The sequence below is a fragment of the Cellulomonas sp. Root137 genome (genome assembly GCF_001426725.1).
Lineage (GTDB): Bacteria > Actinomycetota > Actinomycetes > Actinomycetales > Cellulomonadaceae > Cellulomonas.
This window is the reverse complement of record NZ_LMFG01000001.1, coordinates 1,286,103-1,305,909: the sequence shown is the minus strand read 5'-3', so window position 1 is coordinate 1,305,909 and position 19,807 is coordinate 1,286,103. Positions and strand designations below refer to the sequence as shown.

Genomic DNA, 19,807 nt, shown 5'->3' with positions numbered 1-19,807 from the left:
GAGGCGTAGGCACGCACACGCGCTCGCACCATCCCTCGGGGTGGTGCGAGCGCGTGTGCGCACGCGTGCGATCAGACCCGGTACGCGCCGGTGAGCTGGACGGCTCCCCCGTGGACACCCTTGGTGCCCGCGACGAACCCCGGGGCGCCCACCACGTCGGTGCTCGGGTCGGCGTGCCGCACGGTGCCCAGCTCCCACGCGGGCAGGCCCAGCTCGGCCGCGTGCGCGAGCACCCCGGCCACGGAGTCGGCGGCCACGATCGCCACCATGCCCACGCCCAGGTTGAGCGTGCCCTCGAGGTCGGTCCACGGCACCTGACCCAAGCGTTGCACCAGGGAGAACACCGGCGGCAGCGTCCAGCCGCCGCGGTCGATGTCCGCCACCAGGCCCTGCGGCAGCACGCGCGCGACGTTCGACGCGAGCCCACCGCCGGTCACGTGGCTGTACGCGTGCAGCCCGTCGACGCCGGCCCGCTCCACCAGCGCCAGGCAGTCGCTCGCGTAGACGCGGGTGGGCTCCAGGAGCTCCTCGCCGAGCGTGCGGCCCAGCTCGTCCACGTGGCGGTCCAGCGCCCAGCCGGCCACCGACACCACCTTGCGGACCAGCGAGTACCCGTTGGAGTGCAGCCCGCTCGAACCGAGCGCCAGCAGCACGTCACCGGCGCGCACCCGCTCGGGGCCCAGCAGCCGGTCGGCCTCGACCACGCCGGTCGCGGCACCGGCCACGTCGTACTCGTCGGGACCCAGCAGGCCCGGGTGCTCGGCGGTCTCGCCGCCCACGAGGGCGGTCCCGGCGACCGAACAGGCTGCCGCGATGCCGCGCACGATGCCGGCGATGCGCTCGGGCACCACCCGGCCGCACGCGATGTAGTCGGTCATGAACAGCGGCGTGGCGCCGACCACGACGATGTCGTCGACGACCATGCCCACCAGGTCGAACCCGATGGTGTCGTGGATGTCGAGGGCCTGCGCGATGGCGACCTTGGTGCCGACCCCGTCGGTCGAGGTGGCCAGCAGCGGCTTGCGGTAGGTGAGCAGGGCGCTGGCGTCGTACAGACCGGCGAAGCCGCCGACTCCCCCGAGCACCTGCGGCCCGTGCGTGGCGCGGACGGCGTCCTTCATCAGCTCGACGGCCTTGTCGCCGGCCTCCGTGTCGACACCAGCGGCCGCGTACGTGACCTGCGGGCCGCTCACGGGTGGTCCAGCGCGCTCGCGCCACCGGCGCTCGGCACGATCGACAGGAGCCCGTCCTCCGGGGCACCGAGCGGCAGCTCGCTCTGCTCGAGCAGGAACTTGCCGATGCGGTCCGCCGGCGGAAGCTCGATCGGGTACTGGCCGGTGAAGCACGCGGCGCACAGCTGCGACGCGGGCTGCTCGGTGGCGGCGATCATGCCCTCCGGGGAGATGTAGCCGAGCGAGTCGGCGCCGAGCGACGCGGCGATCTCGTCGACCCCCAGGCCGTTGGCGATGAGCTCGGCGCGGGACGCGAAGTCGATGCCGTAGAAGCACGGCCACTTGACCGGCGGGGAGCTGATCCGCACGTGCACCTCGGCGGCGCCGGCCTCGCGGAGCATCCGGATGAGGGCGCGCTGGGTGTTGCCGCGGACGATCGAGTCGTCGACGACCACCAGGCGCTTGCCGCGGATGACTTCCTTGAGCGGGTTGAGCTTGAGCCGGATGCCCAGCTGGCGCAGCGTCTGCGACGGCTGGATGAACGTGCGCCCGACGTACGCGTTCTTGGTGAGCCCCTGGCCGAACGTGATACCGGACTCGGCCGCGTAGCCGACCGCGGCGGGCGTGCCGGACTCGGGCACCGGGATGACCAGGTCCGCCTCGACGGGGTGCTCGATGGCGAGGCGCCGGCCCATCGCGACGCGGGCGGCGTGCACCGAGCGGCCGGCGATCGAGGTGTCCGGGCGTGCCAGGTACACGTACTCGAACACGCACCCGGCGCGGTCGACCTTGGCGAACCGGCTGCTGCGCAGGCCGTCGGCGTCGATGGCGATGAACTCGCCGGGCTCGATCTCGCGGACGAACGACGCGCCGACGATGTCGAGGGCGGGCGTCTCGCTGGCCACGACCCAGCCACGCTCCAGGCGGCCGAGCACCAGCGGCCGGACGCCCTGCGGGTCACGTGCGGCGTAGAGGGTGTGCTCGTCCATGAAGACGAGGCTGAACGCGCCGCGCAGGCGCGGGAGCACCTCGAGCGCGGTGGCCTCGAGGGTGTGGTCCGGGTCCCCCGCCAGGAGCGCGGTGATCAGCGCGGTGTCGGTCGTGTTGCCCCGGGCGAGCTCGCCGCGGCGCTGGCTGCCGTAGCGCTCGGCCACGAGGTCCACCAGCTCGGCGGTGTTGGTGAGGTTGCCGTTGTGGCCGAGGGCCACGGTGCCGGCGGCCGTGGGGCCGAGCGTCGGCTGCGCGTTCTCCCAGGTGCTGCCACCGGTGGTCGAGTAGCGCGCGTGCCCGATGGCGATGTGCCCCTGCAGGGCGTTCAGCGCGGTCTCGTCGAAGACCTGGGAGACCAGGCCCATGTCCTTGTAGACGAGCAGCTGCTGGCCGTTGGAGGTGGCGATGCCCGCCGACTCCTGGCCGCGGTGCTGCAGCGCGTACAGGCCGAAGTAGGTGAGCTTGGAGACCTCCTCACCGGGGGCCCACACACCGAAGACGCCACAAGCGTCCTGGGGGCCTTTTTCGTTGGGGAGGAGGTCGTGGTTCAGACGTCCGTCTGCGCGGGGGGCCACGTTCCTATGGTCGCACACGCCTCGGGGCGCGCACGGAACGTGCCCAGCTGTCAGACGTCGGCGGAGTGCGCCCGGCGGACGCTGCGCCGGTCCGCCAGGACGGCGAGCGCGCCGCCGACGAACCCGCCGAGCACCGCGCCGCCGACGGCCATGACCGTGCGCACGGCACCCTCGCCGTCGAGGAACGAGATGAAGCCGGACCCGTCAGCCACCCACGGCACGTCGGGCCGGACGATCGCGACCAGGATCAGGGCGGCCACGATGCCGACGAGGGCGCCGGCGGTGATGAACGCGCCGTACTTCGGGGCGTGGCGCACGACCGCCGGCTCGGCCACCGCGGCCAGCTCCTCCTCCGAGGGGATCGGCACGCCGCGCGCGTCGAGAACAGGCTCGGGGGTCGGGTCGGGCTGGGGGTCGTCAGGCACCCCGCGATCTTAGGTCAGCGGGTCCGGGCTGCCTGCAGCGGGAGCCACTCGCGCAGGTCCGCGCGCTCCCCCGAGGCGCGGATCCTGCCCTGCGCCACCGCGGAATCCCAGGTCAGCGCGCCGGTGACCAGCTCGAGCCAGGTCTGCGCGTCGGTCTCCACCACGTTCGGCGGGGTCCCTCGCGTGTGCCGCGGCCCCTCCACCGCCTGCACCGCGCCGTCCGGGGGCACCCGCACCTCGACCGCGTTGCCCGGGGCCACCTCGGCCAGCTCCTCGAGCGTGAACCGCACCGCCGTGCGCCGTGCGGGCGTCGGGACGGCGGCCGGGTCCGCGCGCCAGACCGCGAGCGCGGCGCGGCCGTCGGCGGGGTCGGTGCGGCGGCGGGGAGGCATGAGGCGATTGTGCCTCCGCTACGCTGCTGCCATGTCCTCGACGACCTGGCGCTGGCTGCACTAGACGCAGCCCGCGGTCGTCCTGCCCCCGAGCTGCTCACGCGGCGTCGGGGGCATCGCTGTCTCCGGGGGCACGTGCGCAGCTCCGTCCCTCGAAGGAGTCCTGCCATGGCCCAGCAACGCATGCTCACCGGCGAGCGCCCCACCGGCCCGCTGCACCTCGGCCACCTGTTCGGCACGGTCGCCAACCGGGTGCGCCTGCAGCAGTCCGGCGTCGAGACCCTGCTGGTGCTCGCCGACTACCAGGTGATCACCGACCGGGAGGCGCCGGGCGACATCGCGGGCAACGTGCGCGAGATCGTCCTCGACTACCTCGCCGCCGGGATCGACCCCGACGCGGCGACGATCTTCACGCACAGCGCGGTGCCCGCCCTGCACCAGCTGATGCTCCCGTTCCTCTCGCTCGTCAGCGCGGCGGAGCTGGAGCGGAACCCGACCGTGAAGCAGGAGCTCGCCGACTCCGGCAGGTCGCTGTCCGGGCTGCTGCTCACCTACCCGGTGCACCAGGCGGCGGACATCCTGTTCTGCCACGCGACGGTGGTGCCGGTGGGCAGGGACCAGCTGCCGCACCTGGAGATCACCCGGACGATCGCGCGCCGGTTCACCGCCCGGTACGGACCCTGCTTCACGGAGCCCGAGGCCCTGCTGTCCGAGGCGCCGACCGTGCTGGGCACCGACGGCCGCAAGATGAGCAAGAGCCGCGGGAACGCCATCGAGCTGCGGGCGACCGCCGACGAGACGGTCCGCGCGATCCGGTCGGCGAAGACCGACACCGACCGGCACATCACCTACGACCCGTCGTCGCGACCCGAGGTGGCCAACCTGCTCCTGCTGGCATCACTGTGCACGGGGGTCCCGCCGGAGGCGATCGCCGACGAGGTGGGGAGCCGCGGCGCCGGACACCTCAAGGCGCTGGTCGCGGACGCGCTCGTCGACCACCTGGCTCCGCTGCGCGCTCGTCGGGCCCTGTTCGCCGCCGAGCCGGGGCTGGTGGCCGACATCCTCGCGCAGGGCAACGCCCACGCGAACGAGCTCGCGGACGCCACGATCCGTGACGTCCGCGAGCTCATGGGGATGGTCTACGCCTGACTGCTGATCACCACTTCGCGTTGCGGGCCAGCTCCAGGGCGATGTCCTGGAACCAGGCGCCGGCCGACGGGCCGCCGTTGCAGGTGCCGTCGGACTCGCCGGGCAGCTTGACCCAGAGCAGGGCGTCGAGGCCAGAGCCGTCGTTGACCAGGGTCGGCTTCTCGCCGAGCGCCCGGCCGCGCGGGTTGCACCACTCGCCGTTGGAGCCGTTGCCGTTGCGCGAGGTGTCGATGACGAACTTCTTGCCGCCCAGCTGCTGCGAGATCTGCTGGCCGTACGTCTTCGACGCCGCGGTGGTCTGGTAGTTCGACGTGTTGAGCGCGAAGCCGACCGCGTACTCGAAGCCCACCTGGTTGAGGCGGCTCACGGCCGTGCTCACGGGCAGCCACGACGAGTGGCCGGCGTCGATGTAGACGCGGGCGCCCTTGAGGGTCAGCGACTTGGCGGCGTACTTGAGGAAGCCGATCCGGTCGCCCTGGCCGGCGCAGTCGCCCAGCTGGGCGAGGGCGTCGGGCTCGAGGACCACGTACGGGTTGCCCTGGATGCCGGACGCGACCGTGTCGATCCACGCGGCGTAGGCGCTCTCGGCGACCCCACCGCCGGAGTACGAGCCGCAGTCGCGGCCGGGGATGGCGTACACGACGAGCATCGGCGTCTTGCCGGCGGCCACCGCGCGGGCGGTGTAGTCGGCGACCTCAGCCTTGGCGTGCGCCGGGTCGGCCCAGTTGCCCACCCAGTAGGCCTGGGGCGTGAGGGCGATCTTCGCCAGCAGCGTCTTGTCGGTGCCGCTCGCCGACTGCCAGGCGCGGTAGCCCTGCGTGGTCGGGTCGACGTAGAAGCCGCTGGTCGGCTGCGGGTTCGTCGGGGTCGGAGTCGGCGTGGGGGTCGGCGTGGGCGTCACGGTCACCGTCGGGGTCGGGGTGGGTGTGGGGGTCGTCGTCGGGGTGGGGGTGGTCGTCGGCGTCGTGCCGGTGCACAGGGTGCCGTTGACGGTGAACGTCCCGGGGACCGGGTTCGAGCCGCTCCAGGAGCCGTTGAAGCCGAAGCTCGTCCTGGCGCCCGTGGCCAGCGAGCCGTTGTACGGGAGGCTCGCGACGGACACCGCGGAGCCGCTGGTGCTCGCCGTGCCGTTCCACAGCTGCGTGATCTTCTGGCCGGCCGCGAACGTCCAGCCCACGGTCCAGGAGCTCACCGGGTCGCCCAGGTTGGTGACGGACACGTCGGCGCCGAAGCCCCCGGCCCACTGGTTGGTGACCCGGTACTCGACCTTGCAGCCGGTGGCGGCCTGCGCGGCGGTGGCGGCGGTGACGGCGGTCAGGCCGGCGACCGCGACGGCCGCGGCGGCGAGCAGCGCGGTGGCGGTTCTGCGGGTGGGCATGGATCTCCTCGGGACGACAGCTCGGGCCAGCTCGGGTCGGGGCGGGCTCCCGTCCTCGTCGACGACGCCGCACCCGGTCCCGACGAGGAAACCTGACGCCGCGACCCTCTGGCGAGCGCTCGGCCGGTTCCGAAACGATTAGGTACCGGAACGGGCTCGTCGATGCGCTTCCGCGTCCGCGCGTCAGCCCCGCGGTCGACCCGGCCCGCGCATCCCCCGCTGGTACTCCTTGGTGATCTTCTTCCAGCGGTCCCGCTCCTCGGCGCGCAGCCGGACGTCCGAACGGCGCGCCTGGTAGGCGGCCTCCTTGGCCAGCCGCCGCCAGCTGTCGAGCCTGCGCTCCGCCAGCTCGCCGCTGTCCAGGGCCGCCTGGATCGCGCAGCCCGGCTCCCCCGCGTGGTGGCAGTCGGCGAACCGGCACGCCGCAGCCAGCTCCGCGACGTCCGCGAACGTGGTGTCCAGCGCGGCGGCGTCCGCGACCACACCGACCCCGCGGATGCCGGGGGTGTCGATGAGCATCGCGCCACCGGCCAGCGGGACCAGCTCGCGGTGGGTGGTGGTGTGCCGGCCGCGCCCGTCGGCCCGACGCCCGCCCGTCTCCATCACGTCGTGGCCGGCCAGCGCGTTGACCAGCGTCGACTTGCCCGCTCCGGACGGGCCGACGGCGACCAGCGTGGCGCCCGGCACCAGGAGCGCGCGGAGGGCGTCGAGCCCCTGGTCGGTGGGGACGCTGACCGTGTGCACGTCGACCGCGAGGGCCACCGCGGCGACCTCGGCGGCCATGCCGTCGGGGTCGGGGACCAGGTCGGCCTTGGTGAGCACGACGACGGGGGTGGCGCCCGATCGCCACGCCAGGGTCAGCAGCCGCTCGATGCGGCCGAGCTGAGGGTCCGGGTCGAGGTGCTCCACGACGAGCACGATGTCGATGTTCGCCGCGAGCGCCTGCACGCGGGACGTGGCACCGGCGGTGTCCCGGACCAGCGCGGTCGTGCGGGGCTGCAACGCGGTGCCGGTCTCGTCCACGCGCAGCCAGTCGCCGACCGTCGGGGCGAGCCGGTCCCCGTCGTCCGTGGCGACCAGGCCGTCCCGGTCCAGCGTCACGCGCCGGGGCTCGTGGGCGCCGTCCAGACCGTCCGCGGGCAGCACGAGGACCGCGCCCTTGTCGGCACGGACCACGCGGAAGAGATCAGCTGGCACGCCTCGACGGTAGGAGCGCCACGGCTCCCGGATCCACGGAAATACTGGTCGAGAACACCCTCAGGGGCGTCCTCCAGGTGGGTTCAGCCGAACCAGTGCGGCAGCGTCGCCTCGTGGGCCTCGCGGGCCTCCGCCAGGGGCAGGGTGAACAGGCCCTGGACCTCGACGGCCGGGCCGTGGACGTGGTCGGACTCGTCCACGGGGGTGCCGGCGCCCGGGGAGCAGGACTCCGCCGTCTCGCCCAGCCGCAGGGTGGGGACGCCGCGCGCGGTGCAGAGGTCGACCAGGCGGACCTCCTCCGAGCGCGGGACCGCGACGAGCACGCGGGCCGTCGACTCGGAGAACAGGGCCTCGAAGGGAGTGACGCCGTCGCGCTCGCAGATCGGGTCGAGCGACACCTGCACGCCGACGCCGAACCGCAGGCTCGACTCGATGAGCGCCTGGATCAGGCCACCCTCCGACAGGTCGTGGGCGGCGTCCACCAGGTCGTCGCGGCTGGCGTGCGTGAGGACCGCGGCGAGCCGGCGCTCGGCGTCCAGGTCCACCGCGGGCGGCAGTCCGCCGAGGTGGCCGTGCACGACGTCGGCCCAGGCGGAGCCGTCGAGCTCGGCACGCGTGGTGCCGAGCAGGTAGACGGCCTGGCCGGGGGCGGTCCAGCCGGACGGGGTGGCGTCGGCGACGTCGTCGAGCACGCCGAGGACGCCGACCACCGGGGTCGGGTGGATGGCCGAGTCGATCAGGCCGGGCTCGCCGGTGCCGTTGTAGAGCGACACGTTGCCGCCGGTGACCGGGACCTCCAGCACCTGGCACGCGTCGGCCAGGCCGCGGATGGCCTCGACCAGCTGCCACATGGAGTCGGGGTGCTCGGGGCTGCCGAAGTTGAGGCAGTCGGTCACGGCCAGCGGGCGGGCGCCCGTCGTCGCGACGTTCCGGTAGGCCTCCGCGAGGGCCAGCTGCGCGCCCGTGTACGGGTCGAGCTTGGCGTACCGGCCGTTGGCGTCGGTGGCCAGCGCGACGCCGAGCCCGGTGGACTCGTCGACGCGGATCACGCCGGAGTCGTCGGGCTGCGCGAGCGCGGTGTTGCCCTGCACGAAGCGGTCGTACTGGTTGGTCACCCACGCCTTGGACGCCAGGTTGGGGCTGCCCAGCAGCTGGAGCGCGGTCGCGCGGATCTCGGCGTTCGTGGCCGGCCGCGCGAGGGCCGCCGTCGTGTCGGCGTTCAGCCCGTCCTGCCAGGCCGGCCGCGCGTACGGCCGGTCGTACACCGGGCCGTCGTGCGCGACGGAGCGCGGCTCGACGTCGACGATGCGCTCGCCGTGGTGGTCGATGGTGAGCCGGCCCGTGCCGGTGACCTCGCCGATCACGGCCGTCTCGACGTCCCACCTGCTCGTGATGGCCAGGAACTCGTCGAGCTGGTCGGGCCGGACGACGGCCATCATCCGCTCCTGCGACTCCGACATGAGGATCTCGCCGGCGGTCAGGGACGGGTCGCGCAGCAGCACGTTCTCCAGGTCCACGTGCATGCCGCCGTCGCCGTTCGAGGCCAGCTCGCTGGTCGCGCACGAGATGCCGGCCGCGCCCAGGTCCTGGATGCCCTCGACCACGCGCGCGGCGTAGAGCTCGAGGCAGCACTCGATGAGCACCTTCTCCATGAACGGGTCGCCCACCTGCACCGACGGGCGCTTGGACGGCTTGGTGTCGTCGAACGTCTCGCTGGCCAGGATCGACGCGCCCCCGATGCCGTCGCCACCCGTGCGCGCACCGAACAGGACGATCTTGTTGCCGGTCCCGGACGCGTTGGCCAGGTGGATGTCCTCGTGCCGCAGGACGCCGAGGCACAGGGCGTTGACCAGCGGGTTGCCCTGGTAGGACGCGTCGAACACCAGCTCGCCGCCGATGTTGGGCAGCCCGAGCGAGTTGCCGTAGCCGCCGACGCCGGCCACCACGCCGTGCACCACGCGGGCCGTGTCGGGGTGGTCGACGGCGCCGAACCGCAGCTGGTCCATGACCGCGACCGGGCGCGCGCCCATCGAGATGATGTCGCGCACGATCCCGCCGACGCCCGTGGCCGCGCCCTGGTAGGGCTCCACGTAGGACGGGTGGTTGTGCGACTCGACCTTGAACGTGACCGCCCAGCCGTCACCGATGTCGACGACGCCCGCGTTCTCGCCGATGCCGACGAGCAGGTGCTCCTTCATGGCCGGGGTGGTCTTGTCGCCGAACTGGCGCAGGTGGTTCTTGCTCGACTTGTACGAGCAGTGCTCCGACCACATCACCGAGTACATGGCCAGCTCGGCGGCCGTGGGGCGGCGCCCGAGGATGTCCCGGATCCGCTGGTACTCGTCCGGCTTCAGGCCCAGCTCCGCGAACGGCTGCTCCTGGTCGGGGGTCGCGGCGGCGACGTCGACGGTGTCGGTCTGGGGGGCGCGCGCAGGTGCGGTGGTCATCGATTCCCTCGGTGGAGACCCGTGGCTCGGCGCCGCGCGTGCCCGGTGGCGCGAACAGGCCCAGCCGACGTCGGCAGACGCGCACAGGATACCGGCGCGCGTCGACGGTCGGACCCGGCGTCCGCGAGCGCGGCCGCCTGGGCGATCCGTCCGAGTTGCGAACCTCGTCCTGCCGTGTGACCGTCATCACATGAAAGCGCTTCCTACGGACGCAGGGGCGGGGACGCCCGTGACGATCTACGACGTCGCCGCGCGTGCCGGCGTCGGGATCGCGACCGTCTCCCGTGCCCTGCGGGGGTCGGCGCCCGTCGCCGACGCGACCCGGGCGAAGGTGCTCGCCGCCGTGGAGGAGCTCGGGTTCCGCCCCAGCCACGCCGGCACCTCGCTCGCCGCCCGCACGCACGCCGCCAACGGCATCGTCTTCCCGGACCTGTCCGGCCCGTACTACGCCGAGGTGCTGCTCGGGTACGAGGAGACCGCCTCGCGGCTCGGCCGCAGCGTCCTCGTCCTGGCCACCCACGGCCGGGACGACCCCGTGTCGTCCGTGCGCGACCTCGCCCTGCGCGTCGACGGGCTCGTCCTGCTCGGCCGCACCGTCCCCGACCACGTGATCGAGGAGCTCACCGCGTTCGGGCTCCCCGTCGTCGTCGTGGCCCGGCCCGAGGTCGGCGCCGCCGACTCCGTCCGCGCGGACGGGCTCAGCGCCGCACGCGCCCTCGGCGAGCACCTCGCCGGGCACGGGGTCCGCCGGGTCGCGTTCCTCGGGGCGCCGGAGGAGTCCCCCGACGTCGCCGAGCGGTGGCGCGGGGTCCGCGAAGGCCTCGGCAAGCACGGCATCGAGCCCACCGTGACCCCCTGCCTGTTCGACGAGGCGTCGGGCACGCGCGTCGCGGCGTGGCTGCTCGCAGGCGAGGAGCGTCCCGACGCCCTGGTCTGCGCCAACGACGAGATCGCCCTCGGAGCGATCCTCGCGGCGGAGGAGGTCGGCCTCCGGGTCGGCGTCGACGTCGCCATCACCGGCTGGGACGACGTCATGGCCGCGCGCCACGCCCGCCCCGCCCTCACCACCGTCCGCCAACCGATGCGCACGCTCGGGGCACTCGCCGCCGAGGTGCTGGACCAGCGCATCACAGGACACCGCACGACGCCGCGGCACGAGTCGCTCGCCACCGACCTGGTGGTCCGCGACAGCTGTGGCACGCACCCCTGACACGACCCCACGAGGGGCTGTCCAGGTTCGAGGAGGAACCATCATGAGGAGATCCACGCGCGTCAGCGTCGCCGCGCTGGCCGTCACGGCGTTCGCCCTGACCGCCTGCGGCCGGAGCGACACCCCAGCGGACGACGCCACCGCCGAGGCGGTCGCCACCGGGGACGTCAGCGGCACGGTCACCGTCTGGGCGATGGGCACGGAGGGCGAGGCCCTCGGCGAGTTCGCCAAGGCGTTCACCGAGGAGAACCCGGACGTCACGATCGACGTCACGGCCATCCCCTGGGACGCGGCCCACGACAAGATCGCGACGGCCATCGCGGCCGACGAGGTGCCCGACGTCTCGATGATCGGCACCACGTGGATGGGTGAGTTCGCCACCAGCGGCGGGCTGGACCCGACCCCGCCCGACCTCATCGACGAGTCGACGTTCTTCCCCGGCGCCTGGGGCTCCACCGAGGTGGGCGGCACGTCCTACGCGGTCCCGTGGTACGTCGAGACCCGGGTGCTCTACGTCGACACCGCGCTGGCGGAGCAGGCCGGCGTCTCGCCCACCCCCGCGACGTGGGAAGACCTGATGGCGACGTCCAAGGGCATGCAGTCGGCCGGCGCCCAGTGGGGCATCTCGCTGCAGGCCGGTCAGACGGGCGCGTGGCAGACCTTCCTGCCGTTCGCGTGGCAGGCGGGCGCGGAGATCATGAACGAGGAGCAGACCGAGTTCACGTTCGACAGCCCCGAGTTCGTCAAGGCGCTCACCTACTACCAGTCGTTCTTCACCGACGGTGTCGCCCCCAAGGAGCTCCCTGAGGGCACGCTCGAACCCGACTTCGTCGCCGGCAAGATCGGCGCGTTCCAGTCCGGGCCGTGGCACATCGGGATCCTCAACGACACCGGCGGCGAGGGGTTCGTCGACAGCGTGACGCTCGCGCCGCTCCCGTCCGACGAGAAGCCGGCGTCGTTCATCGGCGGCAGCAACCTCGCCGTGTTCAAGAGCTCGGAGAACCGCGACGCCGCCTGGAAGTTCGTCCAGTGGCTCAGCCAGCCCGAGATCCAGGCGCAGTGGTACGCCACGACGAGCGACCTTCCCTCCGTGCAGTCCGCGTGGGACGAGGGCGACCTCGCCGACGACGCCGCGCTGGCCGTGTTCGGGGAGCAGATGACGACCGCCCAGGCGCCTCCGTCGATCCCGACGTGGGAGCAGATCGCGAACGTCATCGACACCGAGCTGGAGAAGGTCTGCAAGACAGGCATGGACCCGCAGGAGGCTGCCACGTCCATCCAGCAGCAGGCCGAGTCGATCGGCACGGGGCTCTGACCCCATGTCCACGACCCTGACCTCCGGGTCGGGCGTGCGGAACCCGGGGGCGGCCGACCAGGCCGCCCCCCGGCTCCGGCGCTCCTCCCCGATGCACCGTCGGCGCAGCATCGCCGCGTGGGGCATGGCGGCACCGTTCGTGCTGTTCTTCCTCGTGTTCACCGCGTGGCCGGTGGTGTCGTCGCTCTTCATGAGCGTCACCGACCTCAAGAGCCGCGACCTGCAGAACCCGTTCGCGGTGAACCTCGTCGGGTTCGAGAACTTCTCCACGGTGCTGACCGACCCGCTCTTCCAGAAGGCCGCGCTCAACACGCTCTACTTCGTCGTCGTCGGGGTGCCGCTGACGATCCTGCTCGCCCTGGCCATCGCGCTCGCCCTGAACACCGGCATCACCAAGCTGTCTGGGTTCTTCCGCGTCGGCTACTACCTGCCGGTGGTCACCTCGATCGTGGCCGTGGCCGTGGTGTGGCGGTTCCTGCTGCAGCCGGAGAACGGGCTGATCAACGAGGTGCTCGGCTGGTTCGGCATCCAGGGTCCCGACTGGCTCGGCAGCACCACCTGGGCCATGCCCTCGCTCATCGCGATGTCGGTGTGGCGCTCGCTGGGCACGCTCGTCGTGATCTTCCTGGCTGGGCTCCAGTCGGTGCCCAAGGCCCTGCACGAGGCCAGCGCGCTCGACGGCGCCAACGCCTGGCAGCGGCTGCGCAACATCACCCTGCCGACGCTGCGCCCGACCATGCTGTTCGCCGGCGTGATCACCGGCATCGGCTTCCTCCAGTTCTTCGAGGAGCCGTTCGTGATGACCCAGGGCGGGCCGCTGAACAGCACGCTGTCGGTGGCCTACCTGATCTACAACACCTTCGGGTTCGGCAACTACGGCGTCGCCGCGGCCATGAGCTACGTGCTGTTCGCCGCGGTCGTCCTGCTGACCGTCATCCAGTTCAAGGTGCTGGGCGAGCGGGACGACGCCACCGGGCGGCGCCGCTGGTTCCGCCGGACCGGGGGTGCGAAGTGACCACCACCGCCAGTACCACCAAGCCCCGCGGGACCGAGGGCTCGCACCTCGGAGAGCCGCAGGCGCGGCCGTGGATCTACGCCGTGCTGGGCGTCGGGCTCGTGCTCGTCGTGACCCCGTTCATCTGGATGCTGCTCGGGTCGTTCAAGTCCGAGGGCGAGCTGCGCGCCAACCCGCCCACGTGGTGGCCGCAGGCACCGACGCTGGACAACTTCCGTGAGCTGTTCACGCGCCTCGACTTCGTCCAGTTCTTCACCAACTCGATCGTCGTCGCCCTCGCGGTGACGCTCGGCAACCTGCTGTTCTGCTCGATGCTCGGGTACGCGTTCGCCAAGATCGACTTCTGGGGGCGCACCTGGCTGTTCCGGCTGGTGCTGGCCACGCTGATGATCCCCGGGATGGTGACGCTGGTCCCGCTGTTCGTGCTGGTCAGCAACCTGGGCATGGTCAACACCTACTTCGGGCTGATCCTGCCGTTCCTGGCCGGGCCGTTCGGGGTGTTCCTCATGCGGCAGTTCATGCAGGGGATCCCCGACGAGCTCGTCGACGCCGCCCGCGTGGACGGCGCCGGGGAGCTCCGGATCTTCTGGCGCGTGGTCATGCCGCTGTGCAAGCCCGCGCTCGCCACGCTCGCGATCCTCACGTTCCTGGGCTCGTGGAACAACTTCCTGTGGCCCTTGGTGGTCGCCAGCACCGAGGACATGTACACGCTGCCGGTCGCGCTCGCGCTCTACAGCGTCGGGCAGAACGCCACCCAGTACGGCCTGCTGCTGGCGGGCTCCGTGGTGGTCGTCGTCCCCGTGCTCGTCGTGTTCCTCGCGCTCCAGCGCCACTTCGTCCAAGGGCTGGCCACCACCGGCCTCAAGACCTGACCTCCGAGAAGGGCTCACTGATGAGACTCCGACCTCTCGCGGCCGCAGCAGCGGCTGCCGCACTCCTGCTCACCGGTGCCACGACCGCCTCCGCCGGCGGACGCCACCACGACGACGACCTCGGCCTGACCCGCCACGACCGCGCGGACCTGCACCGGTGGGGTGTCGACACGTGGGCCTCGTTCGTCGCCATGACGGACGAGACCACGGGCCTGCCCGCCGACAACATCGACGCGTCGCTCGACCCCGCGACGCGCTCCGGCTACACCTCGCCGACGAACATCGGTGCGTACCTGTGGTCGACCGTCTCGGCCGAGGAGCTCGGGATCATCGGCAAGCGCGAGGCCCGCGAGCGCATGAAGCAGACCCTCGCGACGATCGCGACGATGGAGCGCCACGAGCCGAGCGGCATGTTCTACAACTGGTACGACGAGGCCACCGGCGCCAAGCTCACCCAGTTTCCGAACGGCGAGACGATCTACCCGTTCCTGTCGAGCGTGGACAACGGGTGGTTCGCGGCCGCGCTCATGGTGATCGCCACCGCCGAGCCGTCGCTGCGGCGGCAGGCCAACGCGCTGCTGGAGCCGATGAACTTCGCGGCGTTCTACGACGCGAACCAGTTCGGCGGCACCAAGCCCGGCCTCATGCGCGGTGGCTTCTGGGCTGCCCCGCCTCCCCAGGAGACCGACCCGGGGACGGTCGCCGGGTCGCCGGTGTTCTTCACCAAGAACCACTACGACATCACCAACTCCGAGCCGCGGATCGCCAGTTACATCGGCATCGCCCGCGGTCAGATCCCGCCCGCGCACTACTTCGCGACCGCCCGCACGTTCCCGGCCAGCTGCGACTGGGCCTGGCTGGAGCAGCGCCCGGTCGGCGTGACCCGCACGTACGAGGGCATCGAGGTGTTCGAGGGGGCCTTCACCTACCGCGGCATGCACATCGTGCCGACGTGGGGCGGCGACATGTTCGAGGAGCTCATGCCCGACCTGTTCGTGCCGGAGTCCGAGTGGGCCCCGAAGAGCTGGGGCGTCAACCACCCGCTCGCGGTGCGCGCGCACATCGAGCACGGCCTGATCGAGGCCGGCTACGGCTACTGGGGCTTCTCCCCCGCCAGCGACCCGTTCGCCAACTACGACGTCTACGGGGTCGACGCGATCGGGATGAACCCCGAGGGCTACCCGTCCGACGCGGAGAAGACCAACGTCGACGCCGGCTACGACGGCTGCCGCCCGGCGACCAACCCGACGCCGACCTTCGGTGACGGCGTCGTCACCCCGCACGCGTCGTTCCTCGCCCTGCCGTACGCGCCCCGCGAGGCCGTCGACAACCTGCGCAAGATCGAGACGGTCCTCGGCGCGTACGGGGACGGCGGGTTCTACGACGCGGTCGCGGTGCGCACCAACACGCAGGCGAAGCGCTACCTCTCGCTCGACCAGGGCATGGTCCTGGGCGCGCTGGGCAACGTGCTCGGCGGCGGCATCCTGCACGACTCCTTCGGCACCCGGCAGGTGGAGAAGGTCCTGCGTCCGCTCATCGGCCAGGAGGAGTTCGGCGCGGGGGTCGTCAAGTGACCGACGCGCGCGCGGACTGGGAGGACCGGATCGGTCGGCGCTCCGACACCGCGGCGGCCGGGGCGATCCCCGTCCTGGCCTCGCCGGCCGGGCTGTACGCGGCGCCCGGCGTCGGCCAGGTGTCCCTGCACTGGGAGCCGGTGCAGGGCGCGGTCGGCTACCAGGTGATCCGGGACGGCGTCCCGCTGGACCACCACGGCGGCGACGTCCTCGCGGTGCCGCACGGGCCCTACGCGGACACGACGGGCGAGCCCGGCGTCCCGCACAGGTACACCGTGGCCACCGTGACCGACGTCGACGTGACAGGCCCCGGGGGCGACGAGGTGGTCGCCGCGTCGCTGCCTGTCGGTGACCCCGCCGTGGTGGAGGTGCTCGTCGACCTCGACACCGTGGTCCGGGAGCTGCCCCGGCCCTGGCGGCCGATGATCGGCTCGGAGCACCTCAGCCTGCTGCTCAGCGAGGAGTCGGTGGGCGGGCAGAGCATCGCGGCCGACCTGACGAGCGCGCTGCGCGCGGCGCACGACGAGCTGGGGGTCGCGACCGTCCGGGCGCACGCGATCCTGTGCGACGACCTCGGCGTGTACCGCGAGGTGGATGGCCGGCCAGTGCACGACTTCACCGGCATCGACGCCACCTACGACGCGCTGCTGGCCCTGGGCCTGCGGCCGGTGGTCGAGCTGTCGTACATGCCTCGCGACCTGGCCTCGAACCCGGACGTGACCGTGTTCGGGTACGGCGCGATCGTGTCCCCGCCCAAGGACTGGGACCGCTGGGGCGCGCTGATCACCGACCTCGTGGGTCACCTGATCCAGCGCTACGGGCTGGACGAGGTACGCGACCGGTGGTCGTTCGAGGTGTGGAACGAGCCGAACCTGGAGGTGTTCTGGTCGGGCACGCGCGAGGAGTTCTGGCGGCTGTACGACGTGACCGTGAACGCCGTGCGCGCGGTCGACGACCGGCTCGTGGTCGGGGGGCCGTCGACGGCGGCGGCGGGCTGGGTGGACGGGCTGCTCGAGCACGTCGCCGGGTCCGGCGCTCCCGTCGACTTCGTCTCGACGCACACCTACGGGAACGCGCCGCTGGACCTGCGGGCCACGCTCGCGCGGCACGGGCGCGAGGACGCCGAGATCTGGTGGACCGAGTGGGGCGTGAGCCCGACGCACTTCGGCAACGCGAACGACGGGGTGTTCTCCGCGGCGTTCCTCGCGCGCGGGATGCGCTCCGCGGCCGGCCGGATCGAGGCCCTGTCCTACTGGGTGGTGTCCGACCAGTTCGAGGAGCTGGGCCGCCCGCCGCGGCTGCTGCACGGCGGGTTCGGGCTGCGCACGGTCGGCGAGCTGCGCAAGCCGCGCTGGTGGGCCCTGTGGCTGCTGGAGCAGCTGGGGTCCGACGAGGTCGCGGCGACCCTGACCGGGGACGGCGCGGACAGCCTGGTCGAGGCGTGGGCGTCGCGTGACGGCGACGACGACGTCAGCCGGGTCGCCGTCGCGCTCTGGAACGGCACCCTCGACCAGGGCAAGGTCGACGGGTCGGCCGCGCTGGACCGGACCGTGCACCTGGTGCTGGACGGGCTCCCGCCGGGGTCGTGGACCGTGCGGGAGTCGCGGATCGACGCGGACCACTCGAACATCGCGGCCGTGTGGTCGTCGCTGTCCGAGGGAGCCGACTGGCCGACCGACGACCAGTGGGCCACGCTGCGGGCGGCCGACCGGCTGGCCGTGACCGAGCGGCCACTGGACGGCTCCTCGATCGACGTCCACCTGCCCAACCCGGCGATCGTCCTGGTCGAGCTGGTTCGCGTGTGAGCTCGTGGTGGCGCAGCGCCGTGGTCTACCAGGTGTACGTGCGCTCGTTCCTGGACGGCGACGGCGATGGCGTCGGTGACCTGGCGGGTCTGACCGCCGGGCTCGACGCCGTCGCCCGCCTGGGTGTCGACGGCCTCTGGCTCACGCCGGTCTACCGGTCCCCGCAGGCGGACCACGGGTACGACGTGGCGGACCACCGCGACATCGACCCGCTGTTCGGGGACCTGGCCGCGTTCGACGCCGTCGTCACGGCCGCGCACGACCGTGGCCTTCGGGTGGTGATGGACCTGGTGCCCAACCACGTGTCCGACCAGCACCCGTGGTTCGTCGCAGCGCGGGGGGGCGGTCCGGAGCGGGCGCTGTTCCACGTCCGGTCGCAGCCGAACGGCTGGCGCTCGATGTTCGGCGGCTCCGCGTGGTCGGCGCTGCCCGACGGCGACTGGTACCTGCACCTCTTCGCGCCCGAGCAGCCCGACCTCAACTGGGCGCACCCGACCGTGCAGGAGGACTTCGCGGCGACGCTCCGGTTCTGGCTGGCCCGCGGCGTCGACGGCTTCCGCGTGGACGTCGCCGGCGGGCTGGCCAAGGAGCCGTCGTACGCGGAGGTGCGTCGCGGCGAGGACCACCCGCACTGGGACCGGGCCGAGGTGCACGAGATCTACCGCTCCTGGCGGCGCGTGCTCGGCCCCGACGTCCTCGCGGTCGCGGAGGCGTGGGGGCCGCCCGAGCGCACCGCCGCGTTCGCCCGCGCCGACGAGCTGGGCCAAGCCTTCGCGTTCGACATCCTGCGCACCCCGTGGTCCGCGGCGGCGCTGCGTCGGACCGTCGACGCGCAGCTGGCCGCCCATCGCGCCGTCGGCGCCCTGCCCGCCTGGGTGCTCGGCAACCACGACATCGCGCGCGCCGCCACGCGCCTCGGACCGGAGCGTGCGCTGGCACTGCACCTGTTCCTGCTCGCGCTGCCCGGCGCGTTCTTCCTCTACGCCGGCGACGAGCTGGGCATGCCCGACGCGGACGTGCCGCCGGAGCGGTGGCAGGACCCGCAGTCGCTGCGGTCCGGCGGCCGGCTGCCCAACCGCGACGGTGCCCGCATCCCGCTGCCCTGGACCTCGGGCCGGAACCTCGGGTTCACCACGGGCGACCCGTGGCTGCCGGTCCCGGCCGAGTGGTCCGTCTACGCCCGTGACCGGCAGGAGGCCGACCCGAGCTCGACCTGGTCGGTGCTGCACCGGGCGCTGTCGGCACGACCGGCCCTCTGGACGACCGAGGACCTGACCTGGGAGGACGCCCGTCCCGGGGTGCTGGTCGGACGGCGTGGCGGCGCGCGGGTGGTGCTCAACGCGTCGTCCCGGCCCTGGCGGCTCCCGGACGGTGCCGCGGTGGTCGTCCGGAGCTCCCCCCGCGCAGACCCGACCGTCGTCACCCCGTCGGAGTGCGCCTGGCTGACCGACGGGCCGGTACGTTTCCGAGGATGAGGACGCGAGGTGCGACGGCGGCGGTGCTGCTCGCCGTCATGCTCGCGGCCTGCACCCCGAGCCGCGCCGAGCCCCCGGCGCTGCCGTCACCCACCGCATCCCCCACCCCGACGGCCACGACGGACCCGACCGATCCCGACGTGCTCCGCGCGACCGGCACCCCCGTCGCCTCCGGGGCGGTGGCCCTCACCGTGGTCCCGCCCGGCACGGACGTCCGGACCGACGACGACGGGTCCGCCCACGTGACCGCCCCGGGCGAGGCGCTCGTCGTCGCGCCCGTCGGGATGACGCTGACGGCGCTCGCCGACGGCTCGGCCGTCGTCAGGGACGCCGGCGGGGTGTTCGTCGGCGGACTCGTCACCGAGCCGCGGGGTGCGGGCCTCAGCCAGGTCGGTCCCGAGGTGCTCCGGCTCGACACCGGCTCCGCCGGCCTCTGGTTCACCACCGCAGTCGTGCTCGGCGCCGTCTGGGGTGAGGCCGAGGGCGGGCGCTCGCTCGCGGTCACCCCCAGCGCGTGGGCGCGAGCCGGCAGCCAGGCGGCGCAGGAGGGCCTGTGGGCGCAGGTGGTCGCCCTGGCACCGGACGCCGACAGCCCGGGCATGCAGGCGCAGCTGGAGTGCCACGAGCTGGGCGCTCCCGACAAGGCCACCTGGAACCTTGAGCCGTGGCGCCCGGAGGTCGGGCTGGTCGAGATGATCACCGCCCGCTGCAACCCCTGAGCTCCGCCTGACACACGCCCGGCCCGGCTCCCGCGTGATGCGCAGGGAGACGGGCCGGGCTGCCGTCGCCTCGGGGGGTGGAGGCGTCGGGTGGGCG

The 19,807-nt window shown here is 73.0% G+C and carries 16 protein-coding genes; 9 read left to right on the top strand and 7 right to left on the bottom strand.

The annotated features are described in order from the left end of the window. Positions 1-71: 71 nt before the first annotated feature. Genes purM through ASD18_RS06235 form a run of 4 tightly spaced genes read right to left on the bottom strand, consistent with a single transcriptional unit; the run spans position 72 to position 3,554 of the window. On the bottom strand, positions 72-1,193 hold the full coding sequence (gene purM / locus ASD18_RS06250) for a phosphoribosylformylglycinamidine cyclo-ligase (protein ID WP_056088166.1): 1,122 nt from the start codon (positions 1,191-1,193) through the stop codon (positions 72-74). Next, the gene (gene purF, locus ASD18_RS06245) at positions 1,190-2,737 is read right to left on the bottom strand and encodes an amidophosphoribosyltransferase (protein ID WP_056088161.1); all 1,548 of its coding nucleotides are present in this window, start codon (positions 2,735-2,737) and stop codon (positions 1,190-1,192) included. Before purF ends, purM begins: the two co-directional genes overlap by 4 nt. A 50-nt stretch (positions 2,738-2,787) precedes the next feature. Beyond that, positions 2,788-3,162, bottom strand: coding sequence for a hypothetical protein (locus ASD18_RS06240; protein WP_056088158.1), 375 nt, complete (start codon positions 3,160-3,162; stop codon positions 2,788-2,790). Between the two features lie 14 nt (positions 3,163-3,176). Next, a complete protein-coding gene (locus ASD18_RS06235) occupies positions 3,177-3,554 on the bottom strand; it encodes a sterol carrier family protein (RefSeq protein ID WP_056088155.1) in 378 nt (125 codons plus the stop codon). A 135-nt stretch (positions 3,555-3,689) separates the two neighbouring features. Between ASD18_RS06235 and trpS the strand changes: the two genes are divergently transcribed. Further along, positions 3,690-4,703 (top strand): tryptophan--tRNA ligase, encoded by a 1,014-nt coding sequence (gene trpS / locus ASD18_RS06230; protein WP_235522278.1) that lies wholly within the window; start codon positions 3,690-3,692, stop codon positions 4,701-4,703. A gap of 7 nt (positions 4,704-4,710) precedes the next feature. Here the strand turns inward: trpS and ASD18_RS06225 are convergent, their stop codons facing one another. The 3 genes from ASD18_RS06225 to purL all read right to left on the bottom strand — a co-directional run bounded on the left by ASD18_RS06225 (position 4,711) and on the right by purL (position 9,725). Next, positions 4,711-6,081 carry a glycoside hydrolase family 6 protein gene (locus tag ASD18_RS06225; protein WP_056088148.1) on the bottom strand — a complete coding sequence of 457 codons (1,371 nt, stop codon included), beginning with the start codon at positions 6,079-6,081 and terminating at the stop codon, positions 4,711-4,713. A gap of 183 nt (positions 6,082-6,264) precedes the next feature. Continuing rightward, positions 6,265-7,278: a ribosome small subunit-dependent GTPase A gene (gene rsgA, locus ASD18_RS06220; RefSeq protein WP_235522277.1), complete on the bottom strand. Its 1,014-nt coding sequence runs from the start codon at positions 7,276-7,278 to the stop codon at positions 6,265-6,267. An 83-nt stretch (positions 7,279-7,361) separates the two neighbouring features. Beyond that, complete coding sequence (gene purL, locus ASD18_RS06215) at positions 7,362-9,725, bottom strand: phosphoribosylformylglycinamidine synthase subunit PurL (protein WP_056088141.1); 2,364 nt, start codon at positions 9,723-9,725, stop codon at positions 7,362-7,364. A gap of 229 nt (positions 9,726-9,954) precedes the next feature. On the opposite strand from purL, the gene ASD18_RS06210 reads away from it, so the two are divergent. The 8 genes from ASD18_RS06210 to ASD18_RS21300 are packed head-to-tail and all read left to right on the top strand — an operon-like array spanning position 9,955 to position 19,710. After that, entirely contained in the window at positions 9,955-10,935 is a 981-nt protein-coding gene (locus ASD18_RS06210) for a LacI family DNA-binding transcriptional regulator (protein ID WP_056088137.1), read from the top strand. A gap of 43 nt (positions 10,936-10,978) precedes the next feature. Next, on the top strand, positions 10,979-12,250 hold the full coding sequence (locus ASD18_RS06205; RefSeq protein WP_056088135.1) for a sugar ABC transporter substrate-binding protein: 1,272 nt from the start codon (positions 10,979-10,981) through the stop codon (positions 12,248-12,250). 4 nt (positions 12,251-12,254) lie between these two features. After that, positions 12,255-13,265, top strand: a complete 1,011-nt coding sequence (locus ASD18_RS06200; RefSeq protein WP_056088133.1) for a carbohydrate ABC transporter permease — start codon at positions 12,255-12,257, stop codon at positions 13,263-13,265. After that, a complete protein-coding gene (locus ASD18_RS06195; RefSeq protein ID WP_056088131.1) occupies positions 13,262-14,137 on the top strand; it encodes a carbohydrate ABC transporter permease in 876 nt (291 codons plus the stop codon). The genes ASD18_RS06200 and ASD18_RS06195 overlap by 4 nt, the downstream gene beginning before the upstream one ends. Positions 14,138-14,157: 20 nt before the next feature. Further along, positions 14,158-15,711, top strand: a complete 1,554-nt coding sequence (locus tag ASD18_RS06190) for a glucoamylase family protein (protein ID WP_056088129.1) — start codon at positions 14,158-14,160, stop codon at positions 15,709-15,711. Further along, positions 15,708-17,516: a xylan 1,4-beta-xylosidase gene (locus tag ASD18_RS06185; RefSeq protein WP_056088128.1), complete on the top strand. Its 1,809-nt coding sequence runs from the start codon at positions 15,708-15,710 to the stop codon at positions 17,514-17,516. Before ASD18_RS06190 ends, ASD18_RS06185 begins: the two co-directional genes overlap by 4 nt. Next, complete coding sequence (locus tag ASD18_RS06180; protein WP_056088125.1) at positions 17,513-18,991, top strand: alpha-amylase family glycosyl hydrolase; 1,479 nt, start codon at positions 17,513-17,515, stop codon at positions 18,989-18,991. The genes ASD18_RS06185 and ASD18_RS06180 overlap by 4 nt, the downstream gene beginning before the upstream one ends. Then, the gene (locus ASD18_RS21300) at positions 18,988-19,710 is read left to right on the top strand and encodes a DUF2599 domain-containing protein (RefSeq protein WP_200938482.1); all 723 of its coding nucleotides are present in this window, start codon (positions 18,988-18,990) and stop codon (positions 19,708-19,710) included. Before ASD18_RS06180 ends, ASD18_RS21300 begins: the two co-directional genes overlap by 4 nt. Positions 19,711-19,807: the final 97 nt, after the last annotated feature.

What these genes read in the sequence shown, in the direction of transcription:
- purL (WP_056088141.1), bottom strand. Translation starts at nt 9,725, where the DNA reads ATGACCACCGCACCTGCGCGCGCCCCCCAGACCGACACCGTCGACGTC.
- ASD18_RS21300 (WP_200938482.1), top strand. Translation starts at nt 18,988, where the DNA reads ATGAGGACGCGAGGTGCGACGGCGGCGGTGCTGCTCGCCGTCATGCTC.
- ASD18_RS06200 (WP_056088133.1), top strand. Translation starts at nt 12,255, where the DNA reads ATGTCCACGACCCTGACCTCCGGGTCGGGCGTGCGGAACCCGGGGGCG.
- ASD18_RS06235 (WP_056088155.1), bottom strand. Translation starts at nt 3,554, where the DNA reads ATGCCTCCCCGCCGCCGCACCGACCCCGCCGACGGCCGCGCCGCGCTC.
- ASD18_RS06205 (WP_056088135.1), top strand. Translation starts at nt 10,979, where the DNA reads ATGAGGAGATCCACGCGCGTCAGCGTCGCCGCGCTGGCCGTCACGGCG.
- ASD18_RS06190 (WP_056088129.1), top strand. Translation starts at nt 14,158, where the DNA reads ATGAGACTCCGACCTCTCGCGGCCGCAGCAGCGGCTGCCGCACTCCTG.
- ASD18_RS06225 (WP_056088148.1), bottom strand. Translation starts at nt 6,081, where the DNA reads ATGCCCACCCGCAGAACCGCCACCGCGCTGCTCGCCGCCGCGGCCGTC.